Raw genomic sequence first — 25,870 nt, 5'->3', positions numbered from 1 at the left:
TTCCCTGAAGCCCGTAGGGGAAGTCCGTCCGGGATGCGATCTTGGTCGCATTCCCGGGCCGGCAACGCCAGAGGGGTTTGGAGGCGGGGCACCGGGCCTCGCCCCGTCCCGTCCTCTGGGGGGCAGGGACCGGTGCCGGAAGCGTCCCCCCGTTTCCCTTCCGCCGCCGTTGACCAGACGCCCATCCGGGCACCCCATCCGGCGCGGAGCGGGGATTCGGAATTCGCCACGCGGCATGCCAAGAAGGGCGCCGCACAAGGAGGAAGGACCAGCAGCGATGACGCGGCGGAAAAGGCGCAGCCCATGCTGACCGGCAAGTCGAAGGTCGCCGGCGTGTTCGGCTGGCCCGTCTCGCATTCCCGCTCGCCCCGCCTGCATGGTTTCTGGCTGGAACGCTACGGCATCGACGGCACCTATATCCCCCTGCCGGTGGAACCCGGCCGCCTGCCGGAGGTCGCCCGCGCCCTGACCCTGGCGGGCTTCGCCGGCGCCAATGTCACCATCCCACACAAGGAAGCCGCCTTCGCCTGCTGTGACGAGGTGGACGACACCGCCCACCGCGCCGGGGCGGTCAACACGCTGGTCTTCCAAGGCGGGCTGATCATCGGCTCCAACACCGATGGCTGGGGCTTCCTCGCCAGCATGGAGGAACAGGCCCCCGGCTGGCGCCCCTCCGGCGGCACCGTCACCCTGCTCGGTGCCGGCGGTGCGGCGCGTGCCATCGCCGCGGCCCTGCTGAAGGCCGGCTGCCCGCGCGTCGTGCTGGTCAACCGCGCCACCTGGCGGGCGGAGAAGCTGGCGCGCGACCTGGAACGCCCCGGCGAGGGCCGCATCGAGGTCGCCGCCGCCCCGCCGCTGGCGGAAACCGCCCTGCTGGTGAACACCACGCCGCTGGGCATGCGGGGCCAGCCACCGCTGGAGATCGACCTCTCGCCCCTGCCGGACACGGCGGTGGTCTGCGACATCGTCTATGTCCCGCTGGAAACGCCGCTACTGGCCGCCGCCCGGGCGCGCGGGCTGCGCGCCGTGGACGGGCTCGGCATGCTGCTCCACCAGGGCCGGCCGGGCTTCGCGGCCTGGTTCGGCGTGATGCCGGAGGTCGATGCCGCCCTCCGCGCCCATGTCGCGGCGGATATCCCGCCGCGCTGACACGGCCGCCCCCTCGCCACCGTGACAAATCGTCCCGGCGGCTTCCCAGCTTCCCGGAGCGATGCCACCTAGGACGGGCCATGCACGCCGCCCGGGATTCGCGCCACACGCCAGCGACCTGCCCCCGCCACCCCGGGCGCGGGGAGCTGCCCGCATGAAGGTCCTGGGCCTGACCGGCAGCATCGGCATGGGCAAGTCCACCGCCGCCAATGCCTTCCGCCGCCTGGGCGTGCCGGTCTTCGACGCCGATGCCACGGTCCACCGCCTCCAGGGACCGGGCGGGCGCGCCCTGGCCGCGATCGAGGCCACCTTTCCCGGCACGGTGCGCGACCTGCCCGGCGGCCGGCGGGTGGACCGGGAGGCCCTGCGCCGCGCGGTGATCGGCAACGACGCGGCGATGAACCGGCTGGAACGCATCGTCCATCCGCTGGTCCGCGACGAGGAGCGCCGATTCCTGGCCCGCGCCCGCCGCGCCGGCCGCCGCCTCGCGGTGCTGGACATCCCCCTGCTGCTGGAAGGCGGCGGGCAGCGGCGCGTGGATGCGGTCGTCGTCGTCTCCGCCCCGGCCGCCACGCAGCGTGCCCGGGTGCTGCGGCGGAAGGGCATGACGCCGGAACGCCTCGCCGCCATCCTGGCCCGCCAGATGCCGGATGCCGAGAAGCGCCGCCTGGCCGACCATGTCATCCACACCGGCCTGTCGCGCCACGTCGCCCAGCGGGCGGTGCGCGCCCTGGTGCGCCGCCACGCAGGGCCGGCGGCGCGGCCGCTGCCACCCGCCGCCACTCTGTGCTAGGGGCAGGGCCATGCGAGCCCTGATCCTGGACACCGAGACCACCGGCCTCGACCCCGCCACCGGCGACCGGGTGCTGGAGGTCGCGGCCATCGAGGTGGTGAACTTCATGCCCACCGGCCGCGAGTTCCACAAGCTGATCGACCCGCAGCGCGACGTGCCGGAGGAGGCCAGCCGCATCCACGGCTTCACGCGCGAGATGCTGGCCGGCAAGCCGCTCTTCGACGCCATCCTGCCGGAGCTGCTGGACTTCCTGGCCGACGACCCGGTGGTGGCGCACAACGCGCCCTTCGACTTCAACTTCCTGGACCACGAGTTCCGCCGCTGCGGCGCGCCGGTGATCGACCGCCGCCGCATGGTGGACACGCTGGCCCTCGCCAAGAAACGCTTCCCCGGCCTGCCCAACAGCCTGGACGCGCTGTGCCGCCGCTTCGCCATCGACAATTCGATGCGCACCTCGCACAACGCCCTGCTCGACGTGCAACTGCTCTCCCAGGTCTATCTGGAGCTGATGGGCGGCAAGCAGCCGGGCCTCGCCCTGGCGGCCCAGGCCACGGGGCCCGTGCTGGTCGCCTCCACCGGCCCAGCCGGCCCGCGCACGCCCCGCCCCATCGTCCCGGCGCCCGAGGAGCTGGAGCGCCACGCCGCCTTCATGGCCCGCTTCAAGGAGAATCCCTGGGCCACCCTGGACGCCGCCGGGCAGCCCCCCACCCCGTGACCAGGCCCGCCCGCGCAGCCGCACCCCAGGCGTCCCGGCGGGCTGCCCCCGATGGGGCGAGCCGGCCGCCCAGCGGCAAGGCAGCGGGCGACTGGCCCACCGGCCCCGTGCGGCCCCCGGCCCGCTTCCGGCACGGCCTGTCCTAGATGCTCCAGACCGCCCTCGTCGCCGCACGGGACCGCCGGCGCCTGCAACAGATCGGCGCGGTGCTGGTCCGCTTCGGGCTGGACGACTTCGTGCAGCGCTCCGGCCTGCGCGGCCTGCTGCGCCAGCTGGGCCTGCGACAGGAACCGCCTGATGCGGAGGCCCGCCTCCTCTCGCTCCCCGCCCGCGTCCGCCGCGCGCTGGAGGAGCTGGGCCCCACCTTCATCAAGCTCGGCCAGGTCCTGGCCTCCCGCGCCGACCTCCTGCCGCCCGACTGGATCGAGGAGCTGGAACGGCTCCACAGCCACGTCCCCGCCCTGCCCTTCGAGGCGCTGCGTCCCCAGGTCGAGGAAGACCTGGGCGCGCCGCCGGAGGAGGTCTTCGCCCGCTTCGAGCCCCTGCCCCTCGCCTCCGCCTCCATCGCCCAGGTCCATCGCGCCACGCTGCGCGACGGGCGGGAGGTGGTGGTGAAGATCCGCCGCCCCGGCCTGCGCCCGCTGGTGGAGGCCGACCTGCGCCTCCTCTCCCACCTGATCGGGATGCTGGAGGCGGAATGGCCCGACCTCGCCCGCTACCGCGCGCGGGAGATCCTGCGCCAGCTCCTGGGTGCGATGCGGGAGGAGCTGGACCTCGCCAACGAGGGCCGCAATGCCGAGGCCATCGCCGCCGGCTTCGCGGACCGGCCGGAGATCGTCTTCCCCGGCATCCACTGGGAATACACCACCGAGAGGCTGCTGGTGGAGGACCACCTGGAGGGCCAGCACCCGCGCGACCGCGCGACGCTGGAGGCCGCCGGGATGAACACCGCCATCCTCGCCCATCGCGGCGCCGAGGCCTTCTTCCGCATGACCCTGGTGGACGGGCTGTTCCACGCCGACCCGCATCCGGGCAACGTCCTCTGCCAGAGCGGCAACCGCATCGCCCTGCTGGACTTCGGCACGATCGGCCGCCTCTCGCTCCGCCGCCGCGACCAGGTGCTGACGCTCATCGCTGCCCTGGCCCGCGGCAAGTCGGCCGGCGTCAGCGATGTCCTCCTGGACTGGGCCGGCCAGCCGGAGGTGGACCCGGTCGCCGTCGCCGAGGCCGCCGATGCCTTCGTCGCCCGCCACAGCACCGGCCCGCTCCTGCTCAGCCAGGCCATCCCGGATTTCATGGGCCTGATGCGCGATCACGGGCTCGCCCTGCCCGCCGACCTCGCCCAGGGCTTCAAGGCGCTGGTCACCGCCGAGGGCGTGGTCCGCCGCATGGAGCCCGGCTTCGACCTCGTCGGCTCCATGCGCCCGATGGTCGAACAGGTGATGCGCCAGCGCTACACGCCTCGCGCGCTCCGCAACCGCACGGAGACGGCGCTGCTGGAGATGCAGGGCCTGGCGCAGGACATGCCGGGCATCCTGCGCACCGTGCTGCGCCGGATGCAGTACGGCCGCTTCTCCGCCCGGCTGGAGGTCGTCCAGCTCGAGAAGCTCGGCCGCCGCATCGAGCACGCGGCGCTGCAGGTCGCGGTCGCGGTCGTCACCGGCGCCTTCGCCATCGGCCTCGCTCCCCTGCTGGGCCAGCACGGTCCTTACTGGCTCGGCGTGCCCCTCTTCGTGCTGCTGGGCATCGGTGCCACCATCGGCGGCATCGTCTGGCTGGTGATCCTCAGCCGCCAGCGGAACTGACGCGATCCGGCTGGCGAACATGAATCCAGGGCGCGCGGAGCCCCGCCGTTAGCCGCGTTCGCTGTCCAGCACGGCCATCTGCTTCGGGTCGTAGCGGTCACCCGCCGCGGCGTCCCTGGGCACCACCCGTTCGATGGCAGCGAGGTCTTCCGGCGTCAGCGTGACGTCGAGCGCGCCCAGGGCCTCCTCCAGTCGGTCGCGGCGGCGGGCGCCGACGAGGGGGATAATGTCCCCGCCCTGCGCGGCGACCCAGGCGATGGCGATCTGGGCGACACTGGCACCCTTCGCCGCCGCGATGCGCCGCAGCTCCTCCACCAATGCCAGGTTGCGTTCCACATTGCCCTGCTGGAAGCGCGGGCTGTGGCTGCGGAAGTCGCCGGCGGCAGCCTGCCCCGCCTGCCAGTGGCCGCTGATCAGCCCGCGGGAGAGGACGCCATAGGCGGTGATGCCGATGCCGAGCTCCCGGCAGGTGGGGAGGATACGGTCCTCGATGCCGCGCGAGATCAGGGAGTACTCGATCTGCAGGTCGCAGATCGGGTGCACGGCGGCGGCGCGGCGGATGGTGTCGGGGCCGACCTCGGACAGGCCGATCTGGCGGACATAGCCGGCCCGCACCATCTCGGCGATGGCACCGATCGTGTCCTCGATCGGAACCTGCGGGTCGAGGCGCGCGGGGCGGTAGATGTCGATATGGTCCACGCCCAGGCGTTGCAGCGTATAGGACAGGAAGTTCTTCACCGCCGCCGGGCGGGCGTCATAGCCGACCCAGTTCGCGGCGGGGTCGCGCAGGGCGCCGAACTTGACGCTGATCCGCACATCCTCGCGCCGGCGGGTGCGGAGCGCCTCGCCGATCAGCATCTCGTTGTGGCCCATGCCGTAGAAATCGCCCGTGTCGAGCAGGTCGATGCCCGCATCCAGGGCGGCATGGATGGTGGCGACGCTCTCGGCCCGGTCCGACGGGCCGTACATGCCGGACATGCCCATGCAGCCGAGGCCGAGGGTGGAGACGCGCGGTCCGGCCGCGCCGAGCTGGCGGTGCTGCATGATGTCTTCTCCTGTCTGCCAGTCTTCCCGATGCCGCGATGTGCTGCCTTCCGGGCTGGAGGGGAGTATGAGGCGGCGGGGTTCGTGCGATAATCCGGCCCTCTCCGTACGGGTTGTTTGGATTTCCGCACGATGACCAGGCCCGATCTCGCTGATCTCGATGCCTTCGCGGCGGTGTCGCGGGTGCGCAGCTTCCGCCGGGCGGCCGGGCTGCGCGGGGTCTCCGCATCCTCGCTGAGCGAGGCGGTGCGCCGGCTCGAAACCGTGCTGGGGGTCAGGTTGCTGAACCGCACCACCCGCAGCGTGACGCCGACCGAGGCGGGGGAGCGCCTGCTGGAACGGCTGGGACCGGCCCTGGGCGAGGTCGCGGCGGCGTTGGATGCGGTGAACAGCTTCCGCGACAGCCCGGCGGGCACACTGCGGCTCAACGTGCCGACGGTGGTGGCGCGGATGGTCCTGCCGCCGCTGCTGGATGCCTTCCTGCGCGTGCATCCGGGAATCCGCATGGAGGTGGTGAGCGACGACAACTTCATCGACGTGCTGGCCGCCGGTTTCGACGCCGGCGTGCGCTATGACGAGCGGCTGGAGCGCGACATGATCGCCGTACCGATCGGGCCACGCGTGCAGCGCTTCGTGGCGGCGGCCTCGCCGGATTATCTGGCGGCGCGGGGCGTGCCGCGGCATCCGCGCGACCTGCTCGGGCATGACTGCATCCGGCACCGCTTCCTGAGCGGCGTGGTCGCGGTCTGGGAGTTCGAGAAGGACGGCCGGGTGGTGAAGATCGCGCCCGAAGGCAGGCTCGTGACGGGCAACGCCGATCTGGAGATCTTCCTCGCGGCACGGGGCTTCGGGGTGGTCAAGCTGTTCGAGGAATACCGGGCGCCCCATCTGGCATCCGGTGCGCTGGTCCCGGTGCTGGAGGACTGGTCTCAGCGCTTCTCCGGACCCTTCCTCTATTATCCGGAACGCCGCCACATGCCCGCGCCGCTGCGCGCCTTCGTGGATTTCCTGCGGCAGCAGCCGGGCAAGGTGTGAGGCCCAGCCTCACTCCTTCCGCAGTGCTTCCGGCTTGTGCGCCGCCTTGCCGCCGCTCTTGCCGCTCTTCACCAGGAACTGCGGTTCCTCCGGCGAAGCACTGACCTTGTGGCCCTTGATCCGCGTCTGGCCGGTCAGCTTCTTCTCCACCGTGCCATGGCTGGTGCCGCCGGAGCTTTCCCAGCGCACCGAGTCGCCGGGCTTGAGGGACTTGGCCATGCGCGTTCCTTGATCCTTGCCGACGGGCCGGCACGGGTCTGTCCGGCCCCTGCACACGAACGCTCGGTCCCGGCAGGCGTTCGTCACGGCACGCGATCGTGCGCCCCGTTCCGCAATGCACGGCACGGATGTCACGAGAATGTCTTCCTGTACCGCCGGCGGAAATGGCAACAGCGCCGCCCTTTCCACGGAGGCACGGATGGACGCGACAGGCGGGCGGCACAGGGACCCGGCGACAGCCACGAAGCGGCTGGGCGCGGCGCCGGCCATCGATCCCAGCGCCAGCCTGCGCGACACGCGCCTCGGCCGGTATTGCGAGGTCGGGGCGCGGACGAAGCTCGCGGAGTGCGCCTTCGGCGACTACAGCTACGTCGCGAACGACAGCGACATCATCTACGCCACGCTCGGGCGCTTCTGCTCCATCGCCGCGCAGGTGCGGATCAACCCCGGCAACCACCCGCTGGAACGCGTGGCGCTGAACCACTTCACCTACCGCTCCGCCGCCTATGGCCTTGGCGACGACGACGCGGATTTCTTCGGCTGGCGGCGGGACCATCACGTCACGCTCGGCCACGACGTGTGGATCGGGCATGGCGCGGTGGTGCTGCCGGGGCTGCGCATCGGCAACGGCGCCGCCATCGGCGCGGGCGCGGTGGTGACGAAGGATGTGCCGCCCTTCGCCATCGTGGTCGGCGTGCCGGGGCGCGTGCTGCGCTTCCGCTTCACGCCAGAGGTGATCGCGGCGCTGGAACGCATCGCCTGGTGGGACTGGCCCCATGAGGTCCTGGGCGAGCGGCTCGGCGACTTCCGCTCGCTCGGCGCGGAGGCGTTCTGCCGACGCTACGATCCGGCCTGAGGGCTGAAGGATCTGGGGGCGCGCTTCCGGGCTGGCCCCGGGGGAGAGGCTCCGCCTCTCGCCCCGGCCCCCCTCACCGCCGGGGACCGAAGCCGGTCCCCGGACCCCGGGCTTGAGTTGGTGCCAGCGGTGGCCGTCCGTCTCGGGTTCGATCCCGCAGGGTTGGCGGACACATCGGGCGCCAGAAGCAGAAAAATACCTCATCCGCGCTGGTGGCACCCGCAGTCGCCGGAGGGCGTGGCCCTCCGGCGCGACCCGGCCGCAGCGAGCGCCAGCGATCGGCAGGTCCAGGAGACACTGGCTCCTGGCGGATAGGGGGTATCGGGGGAAAGGCGGCGCCTTTCCCTCGGGCCACGGGCGCAACGCCAGACCGATGGGTCAGGGCGCGGCGCCAGGCCTGTCAGACAGCGCCCTCGGCGAAGATGCGCGAGACGTCGCCGTGCCAGGGGCCACGGGCGTGAGCCAGCCAGCGGTCCGCCTGGGTCTGGCCGGTTTCCGCGATCTCCTCGACCGGGGCAAGGAACTTTTCTTCTCCGAGGCCACGCGCCACCAGCCCGTCGCGGGCGATTCGGACCACGTCGCGTGCCACGTCGCGCAGCGGGCGGCCGCCGATCTCGGCGCGCAGGCCGAGCTTTGGGACCTCGGTCCGCAGCCGGCGCATCTCCTCGACGCTCCAGCCGCGCACCAGCTCCAGCCCGGCCTTCTGCGCCGCGTCGTCGTAGAGCAGGCCGGTCCAGAAGGCGGGGTGGGCCACGATCATCGCCGGGCTGCCGACATCGGCGCCGCGCATCTCCAGGAAGCGCTTGAGGCGGACATCGGTGAAGACGGTGGTCACATGGTCCGCCCAGTCGCCCATGGTGGCATGGACATCGGGGTGGCCCGGCAGGCCGTGACGGATGAAGTTGCGGAAGCTGGTGCTGGTGGCGTCCACGAAGGCGCCGTCGCGCATCACGAAATACATGGGCACGTCGAGGACGTATTCGGCGAAGCGCTCGAAGCCGAAGCCTTCCTCGAAGACCACGGCGGGAATGCCGGTGCGGTCGGGGTCAGTGCGGGTCCAGACCTCGCCGCGCAGGGTCAGGTAGTCGGTCGCCCGGCCCTCGCGGAAGGGGGAATTGGCCCAGAGGGCGGTGGAGAGAGGCTGCAGCGCCAGGGACAGGCGCAGCTTCTCCACCATGTCGGCCTCGTCACCGAAATCGAGGTTGCTCTGCACGGTGCAGGTGCGGAGCATCATGTCGAGGCCGAGCTCGCCCACGCGCGGCATGTATTCCCGCATGATGGCGTAGCGCTGCTTGGGCATCCAGGGCATGGCGTCGCGCGTCGCCAGCGGATGGAAGCCGACGGGCAGGAAGGCGATGCCGAGGGGGCCCGCGACCTCGCGCAGCTCGGAGAGGTGCGAGTCCAGTTCGGCCGCAGTGGCGTGCAGGTCCGCCAGCGGAGCGCCGGACAGCTCGGTCTGCCCGCCCGGCTCCAGCGAGACGGAAGCATTGTCCTTCACCAGGCCGATCGGGTTGCCACGGTCCAGGATGGGCTCCCAGCCCCGGGCGGCCAGCCCTTCCAGGATGGCGCGGATGCCGCCGGGATGGTCGTCATAGGCGGGCGGGCGCAGGTCGTCGCGGCGGAAGCCGAACTTCTCGTGCTCGGTGCCGATGCGCCAGTCCCGGCGCGGCTTGGACCCCTCCGCGAACCAGTCGGCGAGCTGCCGCACGGAGTGGATCGGCGTGGGATTGGCCTCGCCGGGATTGGACATGCTTCGCTTGCCTATGCGCTCTCGGGCACGCGTGCCCTCAGTTACGACCTTCGGCCCAGTCGCCGCAGCAAGCCTGCAGCACCGCGAGCCCCGAGATTGCCGCCGTCTCCGCCCGCAGGATCCGCGGGCCGAGGGCAACCGGCACAACAAAGGGACGCCGCCGCACTGCGTCAAGCTCCGCCGGCGCGAAGCCGCCTTCCGGACCGACCAGCCAGCCGGGATCGGCGGCGGGCGGGGCTCGTCGGAGGGCCTCCGGCAAGGGCGGCGCGGCGCCGCGCTCCGCACCCAGGAAGAGCGGGGCGGCGCCCTCGCGGGCCCAGAGATCGAGCGCCGCGTGCAAGGGAAGCGGCTCGGCGATCTCCGGCACGTCCAGGCGCTCGCACTGCTCGGCGGCCTCGCGGGCGATCAGGCCCAGGCGGTCGCGGTTCACCTTGTCGGCCACGCAGCGGGTGGTGAGGACGGGCCGGATGGCCGAGACGCCGAGCTCGGTCGCCTTCTCCACCGTCCACTCCATCGCGTCGCGCTTCAGCAGGGCGAGGAGGAGGACAGGGCCGGTGGGGGCGGGCTGGGGGCGCAGGCGGCGGCGCAGGGCGAAGCGGGCGCTGTCCTTGCGGAGCGCGGCGATGGCGGCCTCGAACTCGCCGTCGCGGCCGTTGAACAGGAGGACCGCATCCCCCACGCCCCGGCGCAGCACGGAGCCCAGGTAGCGGCCCTGGCCGGGCAGGGAATCGACCTCGGATTCCTCGGCCAGCGGGGCATCGATGAAGAGACGTGGGATGGACATGGCGCTTCAGGCAGGGAGAGTAGCACGCATGGCCGCCTATACCGATATCCGGGCCGAAGGCTGGGTCGCCCGCCTGCCCGCCTCCGCCCGCCCCTATGCGCTGCTCGCCCGGCTGGACCGGCCGATCGGCTCCTGGCTGCTGTTCCTGCCGGGGCTCTGGGCCTTCGCGGCCGTGGCACCGGGCTGGGTGGAGGGAATCCGCCTGACCGTGCTGTTCGGCATCGGCGCGGTGGCGATGCGCGGGGCGGGCTGCGTGGTGAACGACCTGTGGGACCGCGACATCGACCGGAAGGTGGAGCGCACTGCCGGGCGGCCGCTGGCCTCCGGCGCGGTGACGCCGCGGCAGGCCCTGGCCTGGCTGGCGGTGCTGTGCCTCGTGGGGCTCGTGGTGCTGATGCAACTGAACGGCCTCGCCATCCTGCTGGGCGTGCTGTCGCTGGTGCCGATCGCGCTCTACCCGCTGGCCAAGCGGGTGACGGGCTGGCCCCAGGCCATGCTGGGCTTCGTCTTCTCCTGGGCGGCGCCGACCGGCTGGGCGGCCGCGACGGGGGCGCTGCCACCGGCGGCCTTCGCGCTCTGGCTGGCGGCCTTCTTCTGGATCCTGGGCTACGACACGATCTATGCCCACCAGGACCGGGAGGACGATGCGATCGTCGGCATCGGTTCCTCCGCCCTGACGCTGGGCGAGCGGACCCGGCCCTTCCTGGTGGTGTGCTACGGGCTGGTGCTGGCGCTTCTGGTGGCCACGGGGCTGCTGGCGGGGCTGCGCTGGCCCTTCCTGCTCGCCATGGCGCTGCCGGCGGTGCTGCTGGCGCGGCAGGTGCTGACGCTGCGGCTGGACGATCCGGCGCATTGCCTCATGCTGTTCAAGTCGAACCGCGAGGTCGGGCTGGCCATCGCCCTGGCCTTCCTGCTCGGCCGGCCCTAAGGGGACAGCCCCCGGGGGGATGTCATCCCGGAGGATGACTCCCGAAGGGGCGATCGGAATGCCGGCGATGGACAAGCCCCTGGCGGAAGATTTCATCCGCATGCAGACCGCCCTCGCCCGCCCGGCCCTGGTGCCGGAGGTGGAACTCCACCTCGCCACCGAGATCACCCCGATCTGGAAGGCGACCGAGACCTGGCTGGAAGCAGAGGGAGTGGAGCCGCCCTTCTGGGCCTTCGCCTGGCCGGGCAGCCAGGCCCTGGCGCGGCTGGTGCTGGACGAGCCCGCCCGCGTGGCAGGGCGCCGGGTGCTAGACTTCGCCGCCGGGGGCGGGCTGGCCGCCATCGCCTGCCACAGGGCCGGGGCAGCCTCGGTGGAGGCGGCGGAACTCGACCCGCTCGCCTGCGCCGCCATCCGGCTGAACGCGCGGCACAACGGGGCGGATTCGGTGCGGGATTTCCTCGGCGACGTGGTGGGGGCACCCGGGCGCTGGGACGTGATCCTGGCCGGGGATGTCTGCTACGAGGCGCCGATGACCCGGCACATCCTGCCCTGGCTGCGCGGCCTCGCCGCGGGCGGGGCGGAGGTCTGGCTGGCCGATCCGGGCCGGGCCTACCTGCCGCGCGAGGCCCTGGCACCCGGTCCGCGCTACATCGTGCCGGTGACGCGGGAGCTGGAGGACCGCGACACGCGGGAGGTCACGGTCTGGCGCGTGCTGCCGCCAGGGTGAGCGACGCGTGGGCTACTCGACCTGCCGCTTCTCCAGCTTCCGCGCCAGGGTGCGGCGATGGAGGCCGAGGCGGCGGGCGGATTCAGAGACGTTGAAGCCGGTTTCCGCCAAGGTCTGGTGGATGCGTTCCCATTCCAGGGTCTTGATCGAGGTCGGACGCTGGCTGAGCGGCGTCGTCACGTTGCCGGCGGCCTTGCCGAAGGCCTCCTCGATGTCGTCGGTGTTGGAGGGCTTGGCAAGGTAGTGGCAGGCGCCGAGCTTGATGGCCTCCACCGCCGTGGCGATGCTGGCGAAGCCGGTGAGGACGACGATCAGCATCTCCGGATTGTGCTCGTGCAGGGCCTGGACGCAGGCGAGGCCCGAGGCGCCGGAGAGCTTCAGGTCCACCACGGCGTAATGCGGCGTGCGGGCCTGGAGCAGCGCTTCCATCTCCTCCAGCCCGGCCGCGGCCAGGACCTCGTAGCCGCGGCGCTCGAAGGAGCGGCGCAAGGTGCGGGAGAAGCTGGCATCGTCCTCGACGATCAGCAGAAGGCGCTTATCGGGCATCGTCGTCTTGCTCCTCCGGGTCCTCGCCGATGGCGATGGCGGCCAGGGGCAGGGTCAGGGTGACGGTGGCTCCCCGCCCCGGCCGGTTGCGGGCGGTGACGGTGCCGCCCAGCTTGCGCGCGACATTGACCACGAGGAAAAGGCCGAGCCCCCCGCCGGTGCGCCCCTTGGTGGATCGGTAGGGGCTGCCGAACTCGGCTAGCATCCCCGGCGCGAAACCGGGGCCGTCGTCGCTCACCTCCAGCAGCAGGTCGTCTCCGTCGCGCGAGGCGGTGAGGTGCACCGCGGGCGAGGGCGCCTCCTGCGCATTGACCAGGAGGTTGGCCAGGACCTGTTTCAGCGCCGGATCGGCCACGATCGGGATGTCCTCCACCAGCTCGTTGCGGAAGGTGAGGCCGAAGCCGGGATGGGCAAGCTCCCACTCATGGAGGAAATCCTCCAGGAAGGCGCCGATGGTGGTGAGCGCCGGGTCCTCCCCCCTCGCCTCCCCGGCCGAAAGGAGAATGCCGCCGATGATCGACTTGCAGCGGTCGATGGCGGCCTGCATCTCCTCGATCTCGCCCTGCAGGTCCGGCACCTCCCGCAGCACCGGCATACGCTGCCAGTCGCCCAGGATGACGGAGACGGTGGCGAGCGGCGTGCTGAGCTCATGCGCCGCGCCGGAGGCGAGCAGGCCCATGCGGATGATGTGCTCCTCCTCCACCGCCTGCTGGCGCATATGGGCGAGATGGGCGTCGCGGTCCCGCAGGTTGCCGCTGATGCGGGTGGTGAAGATCATCAGCAGCACGGCGACCAGGATGAAGCAGACCAGCAGCCCATAGAGATGCAGGGTGAAGAGGTCGGCGCCCAGCTTCTCCGGCAGGAGCAGCGGGCGGTAGTCCAGGGTCAGGCCGAGGAAACAGGCGATGGCGATTGCCACCACGGCCCAGGCGCCGCGCTGTTCCAGCAGCACCGCCGCCAGGGTGACCTGGAGCAGGTAGAGCGAGACGAAGGGGTTGGTCATCCCGCCGCTGAGATAGAGCTGCACCGTCAGCGCGGCCACGTCGAAGGCCAGGACCAGGAAGAGCTCCAGCCCTCCGACGGGGGTGCGCAGGCGCAGGCGGAGCAGGCTGAGGAGGTTCAGCCCGATCAGCGCGGCCACCACCAGGGCCATCTGCCGCAGCGGCAGGTCAATGCCTATCCCGTAGCGGACGGTGCCGATGGTCAGCACCTGCCCCACCACCGCCACCCAGCGGAGCTGGACGAGCTGGAGCATGTTCTTGCTGCCGGCCTCGTCCCGCGACAGCGGGGGCTGGGCCGGGACCAGCGGGCCGCGGGAGGCCTGCATCAGGCGTTCCGCCTCGGGCCGGGCCCGCCGGCGGCGCCGGGCCGGGACGCGCCCCGCCATGCTGGGGGATGATGGCATCCGCCTGTCCTACCCCCGGCCGCCCCCTGCGGCGAGGGGGCCTCGGCCGGGCGCGGGTCAGCCCTGCAATACGGCTTTGAGAGACGGCGCCGACGGTGGTCAGGCCCGACGCCGGGCCCGCCATTCCTCCCGAGCGACATAGGCCGTGGCGGCCGCCACCATCAGCGCCAGGGCGTACCAGGTGATCGCATAGACCAGGTGGCTGTTCGGGAAGCTGATCACCGTCAGCCCGCCGACCGGCAGGCCACCCGGGTTGGGGGCGGCATCGGCATCGATGAAATAGGGGGCGACCGGCCCCTGAAGACCGTGGGCGGCGGCGATGGCGGCCACGTCGCGGGAGAACCAGCGCCCCTCCGCCGGGACATTGCTGCGCAGGAAGCTGCCGCCGGGTTCGGTGACGCGGAGCAGGCCCGTGACGGTAACGGGGCCGGCCACCTGCCCTTCCGCGCGACTGGCGGGGTCGCGCCGGTCGCCGGGGACGAAGCCGCGGTTGACCAGGACGGTGAAGCCCGCCTCGCCCTGGAGCGGAGTGAGCACCCAGAAGCCGGCGCCCAGGTTGGTATTGGCCTGGACCAGCGTTTCCCGGTCGTGGAGGAAGCGCCCGGCGATCCGGACATGCCGGTATTCGTCCCGCGCGGCGGTGACGCCGGGCCAGGAATCCGCCCCGGGCGGCGCGGCGGGCGGGGCGTGGACGCGGCTCTCGACACGCTGGATCAGATCGAGCTTCCAGGCACGGCGCTCGACCTGCCAGGTGCCCAGCGCCACCAGCCCGGCAAAGGCCAGCAGCGCCAGGACACCCAGCAGAAACAGGCGGGCCGGGGAGTGCCGGCGCCAGCCCTCCCCGGCCCCGTCGGGGTCATGACCCCCGGGCTCGGTCTCCATGGATGGAGGCAAGACCTGGCCTCAGGGCATGTTCTTCATGTCGTGGACGCTCATGGGCATCATGTTGTTGTTCAGGTGGTACATGACCCAGAGCGAACCCGAGAGGGTGATGACGACCAGAACGATCGTGAAGATCAGCGCCAGCATGGTCCAGCCGCCCTCGGAGCGGGAGTTCATGTGCAGGAAGTAGACCATGTGCACGATGACCTGGACCGCCCCCAGGCCCATGACCGCCATGGCGGTCACGCGGGGATCGGCGATGACGTCGCCCATCACCAGCCAGAAGGGAATGGCGGTGAGGATGACCGACAGGATGAAGCCGGTCAGATACCCGCCATAGGTGCCGTGATAGCCACCGTCATGATGGTCGTCATGACCATGGCCGCCATGGCCATGGTCATGACCGTGCTGGTGCGCGGTTGCGTGCGAGCTCATTGCAGCACCCCGAGGAGATAGACGAAGGAGAAGACGCCGATCCAGATGACGTCCAGGAAGTGCCAGAACAGGCTGAGGCACATCAGGCGGCGCTGGTTCGCCTGGTGCAGGCCGAACCGGGCGACCTGCACCATGAGGGTGAGCAGCCAGATGATGCCCACCGTCACATGCAGCCCGTGCGTGCCGACCAGCACGAAGAAGGAGGACAGGAAGGCGCTGCGCTGCGGCCCCGCCCCTTCCGAGATCAGGTGGTGGAACTCATACAGCTCCAGCCCGAGAAAGGCGGCGCCGAACAGGCCGGTGATCAGCAGCCAGAACAGCACCGCGCCCTTCTGCTGCTTCATCATCGCCAGCATGGCGAAGCCATAGGTGATGGAGGAGAACAGCAGCATCGCGGTGTTGAGCGCCACCAGCGGCAGGTCGAACAGCTCCTGCGGCGTCGGACCGGCGGCGAAGCTGCGCCCCAGCACGCCATAGGTGGCGAAGAGCACCGCGAAGATGAGGCAGTCGCTCATCAGGTAGATCCAGAAGCCCAGCATGGTGCTGTTCTCCGGATGCGCGTGATCGTCATCCAGGACGTAGAAGGGGACCTTCGCATCCACGGCCGGGTTGTAGGAATGCGTGCTCATGCGCCGCTCACTCCCCCGCCGCCATGGCGGCCGCGCGGGCCTGTTCCGTCCGCGCCACCACATCCGCAGGGATGTAGAAGTCACGGTTGTAGTTGAAGGTATGGACGATCGCGGCGACCAGGATGGCCACGAAGCTCAGCGCCGCCAGCCACCACATGTACCAGATCATCGCGAAGCCGAAGACCAGCGACAGGCCGGCCAGGATGATGCCCGCGCCGGTGCCCTTGGGCATGTGGATCGGACGGTAGCCACCCTGCGGGTGCTCGTGGCCACGCTGCTTCATGTCCCACCACGCGTCATGGCTGTGGATCACCGGGGTGAAGGCGAAGTTGTACTCCGGCGGCGGCGAGGAGGTCGCCCATTCCAGGGTACGGCCGTTCCAGGGATCGCCGGTCACGTCGCGCAGCTGGTCGCGCTTCATGAAGCTCACCACCAGCTGGATGATGAAGCTCAGGATGCCGAGCGCAATCAGGAAGGCGCCGAAGGCGGCGATGATGAACCAGATCTGCAGCGACGGGTCGTCGAAGTGGTTCACGCGGCGCGTCACGCCCATCAGCCCCAGGACATAGAGCGGCATGAAGGCGAAGTAGAAGCCGATCAGCCAGAACCAGAAGGACATCTTGCCCCAGAAGGGATCGAGCTTGAAGCCGAAAGCCTTGGGGAACCAGTAGGTGATGCCGGCCAGCATGCCGAAGACCACGCCGCCGATGATGACGTTGTGGAAGTGGGCGATCAGGAACAGCGTGTTGTGGAACTGGAAGTCGGCCGGCGGGATGGCGAGCATCACGCCGGACATGCCGCCGATGGTGAAGGTCACCATGAAGCCGACCGTCCAGAGCATCGGCACCTCGAACCGGATACGGCCGCGGTACATGGTGAAGAGCCAGTTGAACAGCTTGGCACCCGTCGGGATCGAGATGATCATCGTCGTGATGCCGAAGAAGGAGTTCACGCTGGCGCCGGAGCCCATGGTGAAGAAGTGGTGCAGCCAGACCAGGTAGGACAGGATGGTGATCACCACCGTGGCGTAGACCATGGAGGTGTAGCCGAAGAGGCGCTTCGAGCAGAAGGTGGAGACCACCTCCGAGAACACGCCGAAGGCCGGCAGGATCAGGATGTAGACCTCTGGATGGCCCCAGATCCAGATCAGGTTCACGTACATCATGGGGTTGCCGCCGAGATCGGCGGTGAAGAAGTTCGTCCCCACGTAGCGGTCAAGCGAGAGCAGGGCCAGCACCGCGGTCAGCACCGGGAAGGCCGCGACGATCAGCACGTTGGTGCAGAGAGCGGTCCAGGTGAAGACGGGCAGCTTCATCATGGTCATGCCCGGCGCGCGCATCTTCACGATCGTCGCGATCAGGTTGACGCCCGATAGCAAGGTGCCGATGCCCGCGATCTGCAAGGCCCATATGTAATAGTCGACCCCGACCCCGGGATTGGCCTCGTAGCCGGAGAGCGGCGGATAGGCCAGCCAGCCGGTCTGGGCGAACTCGCCGATGAACAGCGACATCATGACCAGCACGGCGCCGGCCGTGGTCATCCAGAAGCTGAAGTTGTTCAGGAACGGGAAGGCCACGTCGCGGGCGCCGATCTGCAGCGGCACCACGAAGTTCATCAGGCCGGTCACCAGCGGCATGGCCATGAAGAAGATCATGATCACGCCATGGGCGGTGAAGACCTGGTCGTAGTGGTGCGGCGGCAGGTAGCCTTCGGAGCCGTTGAAGGCGATGGCCTGCTGGGCCCGCATCATGACCGCGTCGGCGAAGCCGCGCAGCAGCATGATGATGGCCAGGATCACGTACATGACCCCGATCTTCTTGTGGTCCACCGAGGTGAACCACTCGTTCCAGAGATAGCCCCAGAGGCGGAAATAGGTGAGCGCGCCAAGCAGGGCGAGGCCACCGATGGCCACGCCGAGGAAGGTCACGATCAGGATCGGTTCGTGGTACGGGATCGATTCGAGCGAGAGCCGCCCGAACAAGAGTGTCGCGAGGTCCGTGCTGGAGGACATTGGGTCTACTCTATCACTTCGTGATCGAGGGCCGGACCCTGGAAGGGCCGGCCGGTTTCACGGGCCACCGGGGCTCCCCTATGGGAGGAGAAGCGGCTACCCGGCGGGATGGGTCGGCCGCCGGCGGGGAGCCGGCGGCGAGCGGAGGATGTCAATTCGCGGCCTCGGCCTGGGCACGGCCATAGGGGTCGGCGGGGGTGCAGAGGGCCATCACATAGCGCTGGCGGGGCGCGTTGCGGTCCTCCGCCCGGGCTTCCGCCGCCTCGCCCTTCTGGCGGGATGCCGCCAGGCGGCTGGCCACGTTGAAGGTACCTGCCGGGCCGAGCCCGCCATTGGCATCGATGCGCATCATCTGGCTCTGGCACATCCGGTTGGTGTCCACGCAGCGGTCCAGGATGGCGGCGAAGAGCTCGGGATCGACGGTGCGGAAGCGGCGCACGGGCTCCTTCAGGCTGGGGCGTTCCAGCTGGAGGTAGGCGGCGCGGGTCAGGTCCTCGTTGGAGGTCTTGGCCTCCACCACCCAGCGGCCGAACTCCTCCTGGCTCATGCCCTTGAACTGGAAGTGCATGTCGGAGAAGCCGGCGCCGCTGTAGTTGGCCGAGAAGCCCTGATAGCTGCCCGGCTTGTTGATCACCGCGTGCAGCTTCGTCTCCATGCCGGGCATCGAGTAGATCTGCCCGGCCAGGGCCGGGATGGAGAAGGAGTTCATCAGGGCCGAGGAGGTGATCCGGAAGTTGATCGGCACGTCCACCGGGGCGGCCACCTCGTTGACCGTGGCGATCCCCTGCTCCGGGTAGATGAAGAGCCACTTCCAGTCGAGGGACACGACCTGGATCTCCAGGGGCTTCATGTCCTCCGTCACCGGCCGCTGCGCGTCGATGCGCGAGAGCGGGCGGAAGGGATCGAGCAGGTGGGTGCCGACCCAGGTCACCGCGCCGAGCGCGATGATGATCGTCAGGGGCGCGGCCCAGATGACCACTTCCAGGGGCGTGGAATGATACCATTCCGGATCGTACTTCGCCTTGGTGTTCGAGGCGCGGTAGCGCCAGGCGAACAGCAGGGTCAGCACGATCACCGGAACGATGATCAGCAACATCAGGATGGTGGAGATCACGATCAGGTCACGCTGTTGGACAGCGATGTCACCCGATGGATTCAGGACCACCATTTTGCAGCCGGACAGCAGCGCGGCCAGCGCCACCAGGGGCAGGGTACGCAGGATCTTGGAGGGCATGCCACTCGATCGTGAAACTATGGTGCGATGCACAGCTTCTACGGAAGGACGGGCTCCGGAGGGATTGGACATTTTGTCCAATGGACGGTGGCTCGCCTTGTATGCTGAGCTCTGCAACGATGCCTATAGACTTGGAGGCGAATCGGCAATCTTTCTGTGGCGAAGGCTATCCGGGCCGCCGGAAGGATGCCGGAGCCTCCCGGCCGGTAGGACGGAACGGGGAGGGTGGAAATTGATAGCGGTCACCGAAAGGCGTGGCATCCCGAACTCGACGGAACTGGAGCGGGATGCCCGGCGCGTTCACAAGGACGATCACGCGGTCTCCCCGGCACAGATCGCGCTCGGTGTCGTCATCGGGCGCATGTCGGAATTCTTCGACTTCTTCACCTATGCCCTCGCGTCGGTGCTGATCTTTCCGCGATTCTTCTTCCCGAACACCGATCCCACCTCGGCGATGCTGGCCTCCTTCGCCATCTTCTCCCTGGCCTTCATCGCCCGGCCGATCGGTTCCTTCATCTTCATGGCCGTGGACCGCGCCTATGGCCGCGGCGTGAAGCTGACCGTCGCCCTTTTCCTGCTGGGCGGCGCCACGGCCGCGATCAGCTTCCTGCCCAGCTATGCGGACAAGGGTGTGGCCGCCATCGTGTCGCTGGCGGTGTTCCGCTTCTGCCAGGGCCTTGCCCTCGGCGGCGCCTGGGACGGGTTGGCCTCGCTCCTTTCGCTCAATGCGCCGCAGAACAAGCGCGGCTGGTATGCGATGATGCCCCAGTTGGGTGCCCCCTTGGGCTTCATCCTGGCTGGCGCGCTCTTCGCCTTCCTGGCCACCACCCTGCCGGAGGCCGATTTCCAGGAGTGGGGCTGGCGCTACCCCTTCTTCGTGGCCTTCGCCATCAACGTGGTCGCCCTTTTCGCCCGCCTGCGGCTCGTGGCCACGCGGGAATTCTCCTCGCTGCTGGAGCGTGAGGAGCTGGAGGCCGTTCGCGTCACCGAGATGCTGCGGGCGAATGGCCGCAACGTGCTGATCGGCGCCTTCGTGCCGCTCGACTGCTTCGCGCTGTTCCATCTGGTGACGGTCTTTCCGCTGGCCTGGATCGTGCTGCACACGGACCGCGACGCGGGGAACTTCATCCTGGTGCAGATGCTGGGGGCGCTTATCTGCGCGGTCACCGTGATCATCTCCGGTCTTCTGGCCGACCGGATCGGACGGCGGAAGCTGCTCGGGATCGGTGCGCTGCTGATCGGCGCCTTCAGCTTCATCGCGCCTTTCCTGCTGGGCGGCGGACGGAGTGGCGAGGAGACCTTCGTGCTGCTGGGCTTCGGACTGCTGGGCCTGTCTTTCGGACAGGCCAGTGGCGCCGTCGCCTCGAATTTCGAGCGCCGCTACCGCTACACCGGATCGGCCATCACGTCGGACATTGCCTGGCTGGTCGGCGCCGGATTCGCCCCTCTGGTGGTGCTGGCCCTGTCCAACTGGTTCGGGCTGGCGGCGGTGGGCGCCTATCTGCTGTCCGGCGCGATCTGCACCGTGATTGCCCTGGCGACCAACCGGCAGTTCGAGACACGCGACCGGTAGGCCGGAGAGCGCCGGCTCCTTCCAGGGAGGCGGGCGCAGGACAGCGCAGGATCTTGGAAGCCCTCGGGAGACCTAATTCTTCCGGGGGTTTTTGACCTGGAGCCAGACCCACGGAAATGAGGCCGCCTGGGCACGGAACCGCAAGGCGCCATGGCGGACAAGATACAGGGGTGAAGGAGGCCGAGCGGGAATGGTGGAGCTGAGGGGAATCGAACCCCTGACCTCCTCATTGCGAACGAGGCGCTCTCCCATCTGAGCTACAGCCCCATGCCCGCTAAGGCGAGGCGGCTTATCCATCACGACAAGGCCGCCGTCAAGCACCCCTCGCGCTTGCTCCGCGTGCCCTGGCCCCATACACCCTGGCTCGGCACCTCGGCGCGCGGCCGATACGCACACCAACACCGGGAAGGCGACCTATGGCGGCATTGTTCTGGCTCGTGGATCAGATCATCGGGATTTACATCTGGGTCCTGATCGCCGCAGCCGTCTTCAGCATGCTGACCTCCTTCGGCGTCCTCGATACGCGGAACCGGCTGGTCTGGACGATCGGTGACTTCCTTTATCGGATCACCGAGCCGGCCCTGGCGCCGATCCGGCGCTTCCTGCCGAATCTGGGGGGAATCGACGTTTCCCCGGTCATCCTGATCCTGGTCCTGCAGGCGCTGCGGATCTTCATCGCCACCACGCTCTGGCGCCTCGCCTTCTAGGACCGGTTCCGTCCGCCTTGGCCCGCTCCAGCCACCCTGGCCCCTCGATGGAAGGGTATCCTGACCCGTCCGGGCCCTGCTCCGCCCCTTTGGACCTCTCCATGCATGGTGCGGCACCGGACACTGAGGACCGGGAGCGGGCGGCGTGAGCGGCGGTCGTGCTCCCTCCCCCCTTGCCTGGCGAATGGTGCCGGAGGGGCTGGAACTGCGGGTGCGGGCGCAACCCAAGGCGCGGAAGCCCGGCATCACCGGGGTGGTGGAAGGAGCGGATGGCCCACGCCTGCGGGTAGCCGTTTCCCCGGCGCCGGAGGATGGCCGCGCGACCCGTGCGGTGGTGGAGACGCTGGCCGAGGCCCTGCGGGTCCCGCCCTCGGCCATCAGCTTGCTGGCGGGCGCCGCCTCGCGCGAGAAGACCTTCCGAATCGAGGGCGAGGCGAAGAGCCTCGCCGCAATATTGGAGCAATGGGCATGACTGCCACGATCCTCGACGGCAAGGCGCTGGCGGCACGCCGGCGCGCGGCGCTGGCGGAGCGTGTGGCCGGGCTCGGCTTCCGCCCCGGCCTGCGCGTGGTGCGGGTGGGCGACGACCCGGCCAGCGGCGTCTATGTGCGCAACAAGGACCGGGCGGCAAAGGAGGCAGGGTTCGACAGCGCCACGCTGCAACTGCCGGAGGCCACGACCGAGGCGGAGCTGCTGGCGCTGGTGCGGCGGTTGAACGACGACCCGGCGGTGGACGGGATCCTGGTGCAGTTGCCCCTGCCCGCGCATATCCGCACGGATGCCGTGCTGGACGCGGTGGACCCGGGCAAGGACGTGGATGGTTTTCATCCGGTGAACCAGGGGGCGCTGGCGCTGGGGCGGCCAGGGCTGGTGCCCTGCACGCCGCGCGGCGTGATGCTGCTGCTGGAGGAGGCGAAGGTCTCCCTGAGCGGGGCGCGGGCGGTGGTGGTCGGGCGCAGCACCATCGTGGGCAAGCCGGTGGCGGCGCTGCTGCTGGCGGCCAATGCCACGGTGACGGTGGCGCATTCGCGGACCCGCGACCTGGCGAGCGAGTGCCGCCGGGCGGAGATCATCGTCGCGGCGGTGGGCCGGGCGCAACTGGTGCGCGGCGACTGGGTGGCCAATGGGGCCACGGTGATCGATGTCGGCATCAACCGCGGGGCGGATGGCAAGCTGGTGGGCGACGTGGCCTTCGGCGAGGTGGTGGGCCATGCCGGGGCGGTCACGCCCGTGCCGGGCGGGGTCGGGCCGATGACCATCGCCTGCCTGCTGGAGAATACCTTGCAGGCAGCGCTGGGCCGGCGGGGCGCCTGACCGGCGACTGACGCGGACGAGGGGAAGACAGCGTGCGGGCAGGTGATGCGCTGCTGGCGGGCTGCTTCGTCCTGATCTGGGGCGCGGCCTTCAACGCCGCCAAGGTTGTGGTGTCGGACTGGCCGCCGCTCTGGGCGCTGGCGGTGCGCTTCGGCCTGACGGCGCCGCTGCTGCTGGCGCTGATGCTGGCGCGGGGGCACCGGCTGCCACGCGGGGCGGACCTGCTGCGGGTGGCGGGGATGGGGCTGCTCGGCACGGGTGGCTATCTGGCGCTGTCCTGGTCGGCGGCGACGCATGTGGCCTCGGGGCTGACGGCGCTGATCTCGGCCTGCTCGCCGCTCTTCGTGGCGATGGGCGAAGTGCTGTTCCTGGGGCAGCGGATGGCGCCGCTGGCCTGGGGCGGGCTGGGGCTCGGCTGGCTGGGCGTGGCGGTGCTGGGGATCGGGCGCGCGGGCCAGGGGCTGGGGGCCGGGGAGATGCTGGGCTTCGGGCTGGCGCTGGCGGGTGCGCTGGCGCAGGGGGCGGGCATCCTGCTCTTCGCGCCGGCGCGTGGGCGGGTGGATCTCTGGGCGGCGAGCTTCGGGCAGTCGGTGACCAGTGCGCTGCTGCTGCTGGCGCTCGCGCCGCTGCTGGAAGGGGCGCCGCCCGGCAGCGCCGCGCCGGCCACGGTGCTGGCGCTGGGCTACTGCATCCTGCTGTCCGGCGTGATCGGCTATGGGATCATGTTCACGCTGTTCCGGCGCCTGCCGGCTTCCACGGTCACGGCTCTGCAGCTTCTCAGCCCTGTGGTGGCGGTGCTGCTCGGCTGGGGCTTCCTGGGAGAGAGACTCGGCTGGAGCGACCTGGGCGGGGGCGGCGTGACGCTGATCGGGCTGCTGTTGCTGTTGCGCGCGCGGGTGCGGCCGGTGGAGCGGGGCTGAGCGCCCGCCCGGGGCCAGGGGTTGCGTGCGGGCGGGGGCGTTCATGCTTCGTTAAGCATGGGGGCATAGGAACGGGGCATCGCCAGGAGGGCAGACCGAGATCCTTCGAGAGGATCGGCCATGCCCGATTCCGCCTGGCGTTCGCCGTACCAGTTCCCGTTGCAGGAATGCCGCCCGGTGTGGCGGCCGCCGGGCTGGTGGTTGCCGCATTGGGCGTGGCGGCTGCTGATGATGGCGATCGCCTTCGTGTGGCTGCCCAACGGGGGCTGGAAGCTGGCGATCATGGGCGGCCTGGTGCTGCGGCCGGTGGTGAACTGGACTGCCGTGCTGCTGGCCCAGGGCTGGGTGCGGCGGCTGGGGCCGCCGGACCCGGATGGGTGGCAGGGGTGGTGAAGAGTGCCCTGCCCCGTGTCATGCCGCCGTGCGGGAGATATGAGGCGCGATCGGTTCAATAGTCCCGTGCGTGAGGTCGGGCCGCGAAAGCCGGGGCTTTCGCGGCGCGGTCTCAGAGGGCGCCGCCCTTGCGGCCGGCCATGGCGCCGAGGCGCAGGCGGAGCGCGTTCAGCTTGATGAAGCCCTGGGCGTCGAACTGGTCGTAGGCGCCCTGGTCTTCCTCGAAGGTCACGTGCTTCATCGAGTAGAGGCTGTTGGGCGAGCGGCGGCCGGTGACGATGGTGTTGCCCTTGTAGAGCTTGAGCCGGACCTCGCCGCTGACGCTGTGCTGGGACTGGTCCACCAGGGCCTGGAGCATGCGGCGTTCCGGCGAGAACCAGAAGCCGTTGTAGACCAGCTCGGCATAGCGGGGCATCAGGCTGTCCTTGAGGTGGGCGGCCTCGCGGTCCAGGGTGATGCTCTCCATCGCGCGGTGCGCCACGTAGAGGATGGTGCCGCCCGGGGTCTCGTAGCAGCCGCGGGACTTCATGCCGACGAAGCGGTTTTCCACGAGGTCGAGGCGGCCGATGCCGTTCTCCTTGCCGAGCGCGTTCAGCTTGGTGAGCATCGCGGCCGGGGAGAGGGCCTCTCCGTTGATGGCGACGGGGTTGCCCTGGTCGAAGGTGATGGTGATCTCGGTCACCTTGTCCGGGGCGTCCATGGGGCTGATGGTGCGCTGCCAGACGACCTCGGGGGGCTCGTCCCAGGGCTCCTCCAGGACCTTACCCTCGCTCGACGAGTGCAGGAGGTTGGCGTCCACGCTGAAGGGGGCCTCGCCGCGCTTGTCCTTGGCGATGGGGATCTGGTGCTGCTCGGCGAACTCGATGAGCTTCGTGCGGCTGGTGAGGTCCCATTCGCGCCAGGGGGCGATGACCTTCACGTCCGGCTTGAGGGCGTAGTAGGCGATCTCGAACCGGACCTGGTCGTTGCCCTTGCCGGTGGCGCCGTGGGAGACGGCGTCGGCGCCCATCTGCTCCGCGATCTCGATCTGGCGCTTGGCGATCAGGGGGCGGGCGATGGAGGTGCCGAGGAGGTACATGCCCTCGTAGAGCGCGTTCATGCGAAACATCGGGAAGACGAAGTCGCGGACGAACTCCTCCCGGAGATCGTCCATGAAGATGTTCTCTTCCTTGATGCCCAGGAGCTTCGCCTTGTCGCGGGCCGGGCCGAGTTCCTCACCCTGTCCCAGATCGGCGGTGAAGGTGATGACCTCCGCCCCATAGGTCGTCTGGAGCCATTTCAGGATGACCGAGGTGTCGAGGCCGCCCGAATAGGCCAGCACAACCTTCTTCACGTCCTTCACACGCATTTCGCCGCCGGTCCTTGCTGAATGGGAATGCGAGGGCCGGTTTAGGCCCGTGCGGTGCGGCGGGGCAAGGCCGCGCGGGGCGCGGTTCATGGCCAGGAGAGGCGGACGGAGCGGGGGATGCGGCGGCGGCCACCGGCGGTGCGGGCGACGGCCATCAGGGAACGGAGGTTTTCGCGCGTCAGCGGCAGGGTGCGGAGCAGGCGGGCGACGGTTTCGGACAAAAGGGGATCGGGGAGCAGCCAGGGGGGCGCGGGGAGCGCGGCGCGGAGGCCGAGGCGGCGGATCAGGATGAGGAGGGGCATGCCGCCGAGGCGCGCGGCGAGGCGGGCGGCGCGGCAGATGGCGTGTTGCAGCAGGCGGAGGGGGTGGGAGGGGGGTGCATCCGCCAGGGCGCGGAGGAGGCGGTGCCAGAGGCCGGCATGGGTGAGGCGGCGGAAGAAACGGGCGACGGTGTCGGGGCGGCCGTAGTGTGACGGGAGGGAAGCCCAAGGGGCGCCGGGGGTGGCGGCGTGGTGGAAGATGGCCTCCATCCGAGTGCGGAGGGAGGCCGTGCGGCGGCCCTGGGGGGCGAGAGGGGGGAGGTGGGGGCCAGGGCGGCCCAGGCGGGGTCGGGGAGGGTGGGGGAGCTGGGCATGGGGCGGGGAGCTCCGGGTAGGGGTAATACAGGA

General features: G+C 70.1%; 27 protein-coding genes and 1 tRNA gene. 14 read left to right on the top strand and 14 right to left on the bottom strand.

Annotated elements, in window-relative coordinates; translation table 11 throughout:
* Positions 1-303 precede the first annotated feature (303 nt).
* The 4 genes from RGI145_RS01790 to RGI145_RS01775 all read left to right on the top strand — a co-directional run bounded on the left by RGI145_RS01790 (position 304) and on the right by RGI145_RS01775 (position 4,462).
* Positions 304-1,149 (top strand): shikimate dehydrogenase, encoded by an 846-nt coding sequence (locus RGI145_RS01790; RefSeq protein ID WP_075796987.1) that lies wholly within the window; start codon positions 304-306, stop codon positions 1,147-1,149.
* Between the two features lie 154 nt (positions 1,150-1,303).
* Positions 1,304-1,942, top strand: a complete 639-nt coding sequence (gene coaE / locus RGI145_RS01785; protein WP_075796986.1) for a dephospho-CoA kinase — start codon at positions 1,304-1,306, stop codon at positions 1,940-1,942.
* 10 nt (positions 1,943-1,952) lie between these two features.
* Entirely contained in the window at positions 1,953-2,657 is a 705-nt protein-coding gene (gene dnaQ, locus RGI145_RS01780; RefSeq protein ID WP_075796985.1) for a DNA polymerase III subunit epsilon, read from the top strand.
* Between the two features lie 146 nt (positions 2,658-2,803).
* Positions 2,804-4,462, top strand: coding sequence for an ABC1 kinase family protein (locus RGI145_RS01775; protein ID WP_075796984.1), 1,659 nt, complete (start codon positions 2,804-2,806; stop codon positions 4,460-4,462).
* A 48-nt stretch (positions 4,463-4,510) separates the two neighbouring features.
* Here the strand turns inward: RGI145_RS01775 and RGI145_RS01770 are convergent, their stop codons facing one another.
* A complete protein-coding gene (locus RGI145_RS01770; protein ID WP_075796983.1) occupies positions 4,511-5,506 on the bottom strand; it encodes an aldo/keto reductase in 996 nt (331 codons plus the stop codon).
* 132 nt (positions 5,507-5,638) lie between these two features.
* Between RGI145_RS01770 and RGI145_RS01765 the strand changes: the two genes are divergently transcribed.
* The gene (locus RGI145_RS01765; protein WP_075796982.1) at positions 5,639-6,541 is read left to right on the top strand and encodes a LysR family transcriptional regulator; all 903 of its coding nucleotides are present in this window, start codon (positions 5,639-5,641) and stop codon (positions 6,539-6,541) included.
* Positions 6,542-6,550: 9 nt separating this feature from the next.
* Here the strand turns inward: RGI145_RS01765 and RGI145_RS01760 are convergent, their stop codons facing one another.
* The gene (locus RGI145_RS01760; protein WP_075796981.1) at positions 6,551-6,760 is read right to left on the bottom strand and encodes a hypervirulence associated TUDOR domain-containing protein; all 210 of its coding nucleotides are present in this window, start codon (positions 6,758-6,760) and stop codon (positions 6,551-6,553) included.
* A gap of 199 nt (positions 6,761-6,959) precedes the next feature.
* Between RGI145_RS01760 and RGI145_RS01755 the strand changes: the two genes are divergently transcribed.
* A complete protein-coding gene (locus RGI145_RS01755) occupies positions 6,960-7,616 on the top strand; it encodes an LbetaH domain-containing protein (protein ID WP_208863908.1) in 657 nt (218 codons plus the stop codon).
* A gap of 400 nt (positions 7,617-8,016) precedes the next feature.
* Here RGI145_RS01755 and RGI145_RS01750 read toward each other — a convergent pair whose 3' ends face one another.
* Both RGI145_RS01750 and RGI145_RS01745 read right to left on the bottom strand, forming a co-directional pair.
* Entirely contained in the window at positions 8,017-9,366 is a 1,350-nt protein-coding gene (locus RGI145_RS01750) for a glutamate--cysteine ligase (RefSeq protein WP_075796980.1), read from the bottom strand.
* A gap of 37 nt (positions 9,367-9,403) precedes the next feature.
* Positions 9,404-10,150 (bottom strand): 16S rRNA (uracil(1498)-N(3))-methyltransferase, encoded by a 747-nt coding sequence (locus RGI145_RS01745; protein WP_075796979.1) that lies wholly within the window; start codon positions 10,148-10,150, stop codon positions 9,404-9,406.
* Between the two features lie 28 nt (positions 10,151-10,178).
* Between RGI145_RS01745 and ubiA the strand changes: the two genes are divergently transcribed.
* Both ubiA and RGI145_RS01735 read left to right on the top strand, forming a co-directional pair.
* Complete coding sequence (gene ubiA / locus RGI145_RS01740; RefSeq protein WP_083670284.1) at positions 10,179-11,078, top strand: 4-hydroxybenzoate octaprenyltransferase; 900 nt, start codon at positions 10,179-10,181, stop codon at positions 11,076-11,078.
* 67 nt (positions 11,079-11,145) lie between these two features.
* Positions 11,146-11,805, top strand: a complete 660-nt coding sequence (locus RGI145_RS01735) for a class I SAM-dependent methyltransferase (RefSeq protein WP_075799743.1) — start codon at positions 11,146-11,148, stop codon at positions 11,803-11,805.
* 12 nt (positions 11,806-11,817) lie between these two features.
* Here the strand turns inward: RGI145_RS01735 and RGI145_RS01730 are convergent, their stop codons facing one another.
* From RGI145_RS01730 to cyoA, 7 genes are all read right to left on the bottom strand, one after another.
* Positions 11,818-12,351, bottom strand: coding sequence for a response regulator transcription factor (locus tag RGI145_RS01730; RefSeq protein WP_075796977.1), 534 nt, complete (start codon positions 12,349-12,351; stop codon positions 11,818-11,820).
* Positions 12,341-13,756: an ATP-binding protein gene (locus RGI145_RS01725; RefSeq protein ID WP_314280598.1), complete on the bottom strand. Its 1,416-nt coding sequence runs from the start codon at positions 13,754-13,756 to the stop codon at positions 12,341-12,343. The genes RGI145_RS01730 and RGI145_RS01725 overlap by 11 nt, the downstream gene beginning before the upstream one ends.
* Positions 13,757-13,855: 99 nt before the next feature.
* Positions 13,856-14,638, bottom strand: coding sequence for an SURF1 family protein (locus tag RGI145_RS01720; protein WP_075796976.1), 783 nt, complete (start codon positions 14,636-14,638; stop codon positions 13,856-13,858).
* A 21-nt stretch (positions 14,639-14,659) separates the two neighbouring features.
* Positions 14,660-15,073: a cytochrome o ubiquinol oxidase subunit IV gene (gene cyoD, locus RGI145_RS01715; RefSeq protein ID WP_075796975.1), complete on the bottom strand. Its 414-nt coding sequence runs from the start codon at positions 15,071-15,073 to the stop codon at positions 14,660-14,662.
* Positions 15,070-15,702, bottom strand: coding sequence for a cytochrome o ubiquinol oxidase subunit III (cyoC, locus tag RGI145_RS01710; protein WP_075796974.1), 633 nt, complete (start codon positions 15,700-15,702; stop codon positions 15,070-15,072). Before cyoC ends, cyoD begins: the two co-directional genes overlap by 4 nt.
* 7 nt (positions 15,703-15,709) lie before the next feature.
* Positions 15,710-17,683: a cytochrome o ubiquinol oxidase subunit I gene (gene cyoB / locus RGI145_RS01705; protein WP_418314503.1), complete on the bottom strand. Its 1,974-nt coding sequence runs from the start codon at positions 17,681-17,683 to the stop codon at positions 15,710-15,712.
* A gap of 181 nt (positions 17,684-17,864) precedes the next feature.
* Complete coding sequence (cyoA, locus tag RGI145_RS01700; RefSeq protein WP_075796972.1) at positions 17,865-18,947, bottom strand: ubiquinol oxidase subunit II; 1,083 nt, start codon at positions 18,945-18,947, stop codon at positions 17,865-17,867.
* 232 nt (positions 18,948-19,179) lie between these two features.
* Here cyoA and RGI145_RS01695 point away from each other — a divergent pair, with 232 nt between their 5' ends.
* Positions 19,180-20,520, top strand: coding sequence for an MFS transporter (locus RGI145_RS01695; protein WP_075796971.1), 1,341 nt, complete (start codon positions 19,180-19,182; stop codon positions 20,518-20,520).
* Positions 20,521-20,711: 191 nt separating this feature from the next.
* Here the strand turns inward: RGI145_RS01695 and RGI145_RS01690 are convergent.
* Positions 20,712-20,787, bottom strand: a tRNA-Ala gene (locus tag RGI145_RS01690).
* 149 nt (positions 20,788-20,936) lie between these two features.
* Here RGI145_RS01690 and RGI145_RS01685 point away from each other — a divergent pair.
* The 5 genes from RGI145_RS01685 (at position 20,937) to RGI145_RS01665 (ending at position 23,854) form a co-directional block, all read left to right on the top strand.
* Positions 20,937-21,227, top strand: a complete 291-nt coding sequence (locus tag RGI145_RS01685) for a YggT family protein (RefSeq protein WP_075796970.1) — start codon at positions 20,937-20,939, stop codon at positions 21,225-21,227.
* A gap of 145 nt (positions 21,228-21,372) precedes the next feature.
* Entirely contained in the window at positions 21,373-21,699 is a 327-nt protein-coding gene (locus RGI145_RS01680; RefSeq protein ID WP_237183165.1) for a DUF167 domain-containing protein, read from the top strand.
* Entirely contained in the window at positions 21,696-22,541 is an 846-nt protein-coding gene (gene folD / locus RGI145_RS01675) for a bifunctional methylenetetrahydrofolate dehydrogenase/methenyltetrahydrofolate cyclohydrolase FolD (protein ID WP_075799742.1), read from the top strand. The genes RGI145_RS01680 and folD overlap by 4 nt, the downstream gene beginning before the upstream one ends.
* 32 nt (positions 22,542-22,573) lie before the next feature.
* Positions 22,574-23,461, top strand: a complete 888-nt coding sequence (locus RGI145_RS01670; RefSeq protein ID WP_075796968.1) for a DMT family transporter — start codon at positions 22,574-22,576, stop codon at positions 23,459-23,461.
* Positions 23,462-23,581: 120 nt separating this feature from the next.
* Positions 23,582-23,854, top strand: coding sequence for a hypothetical protein (locus tag RGI145_RS01665; RefSeq protein ID WP_156878398.1), 273 nt, complete (start codon positions 23,582-23,584; stop codon positions 23,852-23,854).
* A 112-nt stretch (positions 23,855-23,966) separates the two neighbouring features.
* On the opposite strand, the gene RGI145_RS01660 is transcribed toward RGI145_RS01665, so the two are convergent.
* Both RGI145_RS01660 and RGI145_RS01655 read right to left on the bottom strand, forming a co-directional pair.
* A complete protein-coding gene (locus tag RGI145_RS01660; protein WP_075796966.1) occupies positions 23,967-25,202 on the bottom strand; it encodes an argininosuccinate synthase in 1,236 nt (411 codons plus the stop codon).
* Positions 25,203-25,288: 86 nt separating this feature from the next.
* Entirely contained in the window at positions 25,289-25,732 is a 444-nt protein-coding gene (locus tag RGI145_RS01655; RefSeq protein ID WP_083670280.1) for a transposase, read from the bottom strand.
* Positions 25,733-25,870: the final 138 nt, after the last annotated feature.

Source organism: Roseomonas gilardii (assembly GCF_001941945.1).
Taxonomy (GTDB): domain Bacteria; phylum Pseudomonadota; class Alphaproteobacteria; order Acetobacterales; family Acetobacteraceae; genus Roseomonas.
This window is presented reverse-complemented; position numbering and strand designations above follow the sequence as displayed.

What these genes read in the sequence shown, in the direction of transcription:
- RGI145_RS01790 (WP_075796987.1), top strand. Translation starts at nt 304, where the DNA reads ATGCTGACCGGCAAGTCGAAGGTCGCCGGCGTGTTCGGCTGGCCCGTC.
- coaE (WP_075796986.1), top strand. Translation starts at nt 1,304, where the DNA reads ATGAAGGTCCTGGGCCTGACCGGCAGCATCGGCATGGGCAAGTCCACC.
- dnaQ (WP_075796985.1), top strand. Translation starts at nt 1,953, where the DNA reads ATGCGAGCCCTGATCCTGGACACCGAGACCACCGGCCTCGACCCCGCC.
- RGI145_RS01775 (WP_075796984.1), top strand. Translation starts at nt 2,804, where the DNA reads ATGCTCCAGACCGCCCTCGTCGCCGCACGGGACCGCCGGCGCCTGCAA.
- RGI145_RS01770 (WP_075796983.1), bottom strand. Translation starts at nt 5,506, where the DNA reads ATGCAGCACCGCCAGCTCGGCGCGGCCGGACCGCGCGTCTCCACCCTC.
- RGI145_RS01765 (WP_075796982.1), top strand. Translation starts at nt 5,639, where the DNA reads ATGACCAGGCCCGATCTCGCTGATCTCGATGCCTTCGCGGCGGTGTCG.
- RGI145_RS01760 (WP_075796981.1), bottom strand. Translation starts at nt 6,760, where the DNA reads ATGGCCAAGTCCCTCAAGCCCGGCGACTCGGTGCGCTGGGAAAGCTCC.
- RGI145_RS01755 (WP_208863908.1), top strand. Translation starts at nt 6,960, where the DNA reads ATGGACGCGACAGGCGGGCGGCACAGGGACCCGGCGACAGCCACGAAG.
- RGI145_RS01750 (WP_075796980.1), bottom strand. Translation starts at nt 9,366, where the DNA reads ATGTCCAATCCCGGCGAGGCCAATCCCACGCCGATCCACTCCGTGCGG.
- RGI145_RS01745 (WP_075796979.1), bottom strand. Translation starts at nt 10,150, where the DNA reads ATGTCCATCCCACGTCTCTTCATCGATGCCCCGCTGGCCGAGGAATCC.
- ubiA (WP_083670284.1), top strand. Translation starts at nt 10,179, where the DNA reads ATGGCCGCCTATACCGATATCCGGGCCGAAGGCTGGGTCGCCCGCCTG.
- RGI145_RS01735 (WP_075799743.1), top strand. Translation starts at nt 11,146, where the DNA reads ATGGACAAGCCCCTGGCGGAAGATTTCATCCGCATGCAGACCGCCCTC.
- RGI145_RS01730 (WP_075796977.1), bottom strand. Translation starts at nt 12,351, where the DNA reads ATGCCCGATAAGCGCCTTCTGCTGATCGTCGAGGACGATGCCAGCTTC.
- RGI145_RS01725 (WP_314280598.1), bottom strand. Translation starts at nt 13,756, where the DNA reads ATGCCATCATCCCCCAGCATGGCGGGGCGCGTCCCGGCCCGGCGCCGC.
- RGI145_RS01720 (WP_075796976.1), bottom strand. Translation starts at nt 14,638, where the DNA reads ATGGAGACCGAGCCCGGGGGTCATGACCCCGACGGGGCCGGGGAGGGC.
- cyoD (WP_075796975.1), bottom strand. Translation starts at nt 15,073, where the DNA reads ATGAGCTCGCACGCAACCGCGCACCAGCACGGTCATGACCATGGCCAT.
- cyoC (WP_075796974.1), bottom strand. Translation starts at nt 15,702, where the DNA reads ATGAGCACGCATTCCTACAACCCGGCCGTGGATGCGAAGGTCCCCTTC.
- cyoA (WP_075796972.1), bottom strand. Translation starts at nt 18,947, where the DNA reads ATGCCCTCCAAGATCCTGCGTACCCTGCCCCTGGTGGCGCTGGCCGCG.
- RGI145_RS01685 (WP_075796970.1), top strand. Translation starts at nt 20,937, where the DNA reads ATGGCGGCATTGTTCTGGCTCGTGGATCAGATCATCGGGATTTACATC.
- folD (WP_075799742.1), top strand. Translation starts at nt 21,696, where the DNA reads ATGACTGCCACGATCCTCGACGGCAAGGCGCTGGCGGCACGCCGGCGC.
- RGI145_RS01665 (WP_156878398.1), top strand. Translation starts at nt 23,582, where the DNA reads ATGCCCGATTCCGCCTGGCGTTCGCCGTACCAGTTCCCGTTGCAGGAA.
- RGI145_RS01660 (WP_075796966.1), bottom strand. Translation starts at nt 25,202, where the DNA reads ATGCGTGTGAAGGACGTGAAGAAGGTTGTGCTGGCCTATTCGGGCGGC.
- RGI145_RS01655 (WP_083670280.1), bottom strand. Translation starts at nt 25,732, where the DNA reads ATGGAGGCCATCTTCCACCACGCCGCCACCCCCGGCGCCCCTTGGGCT.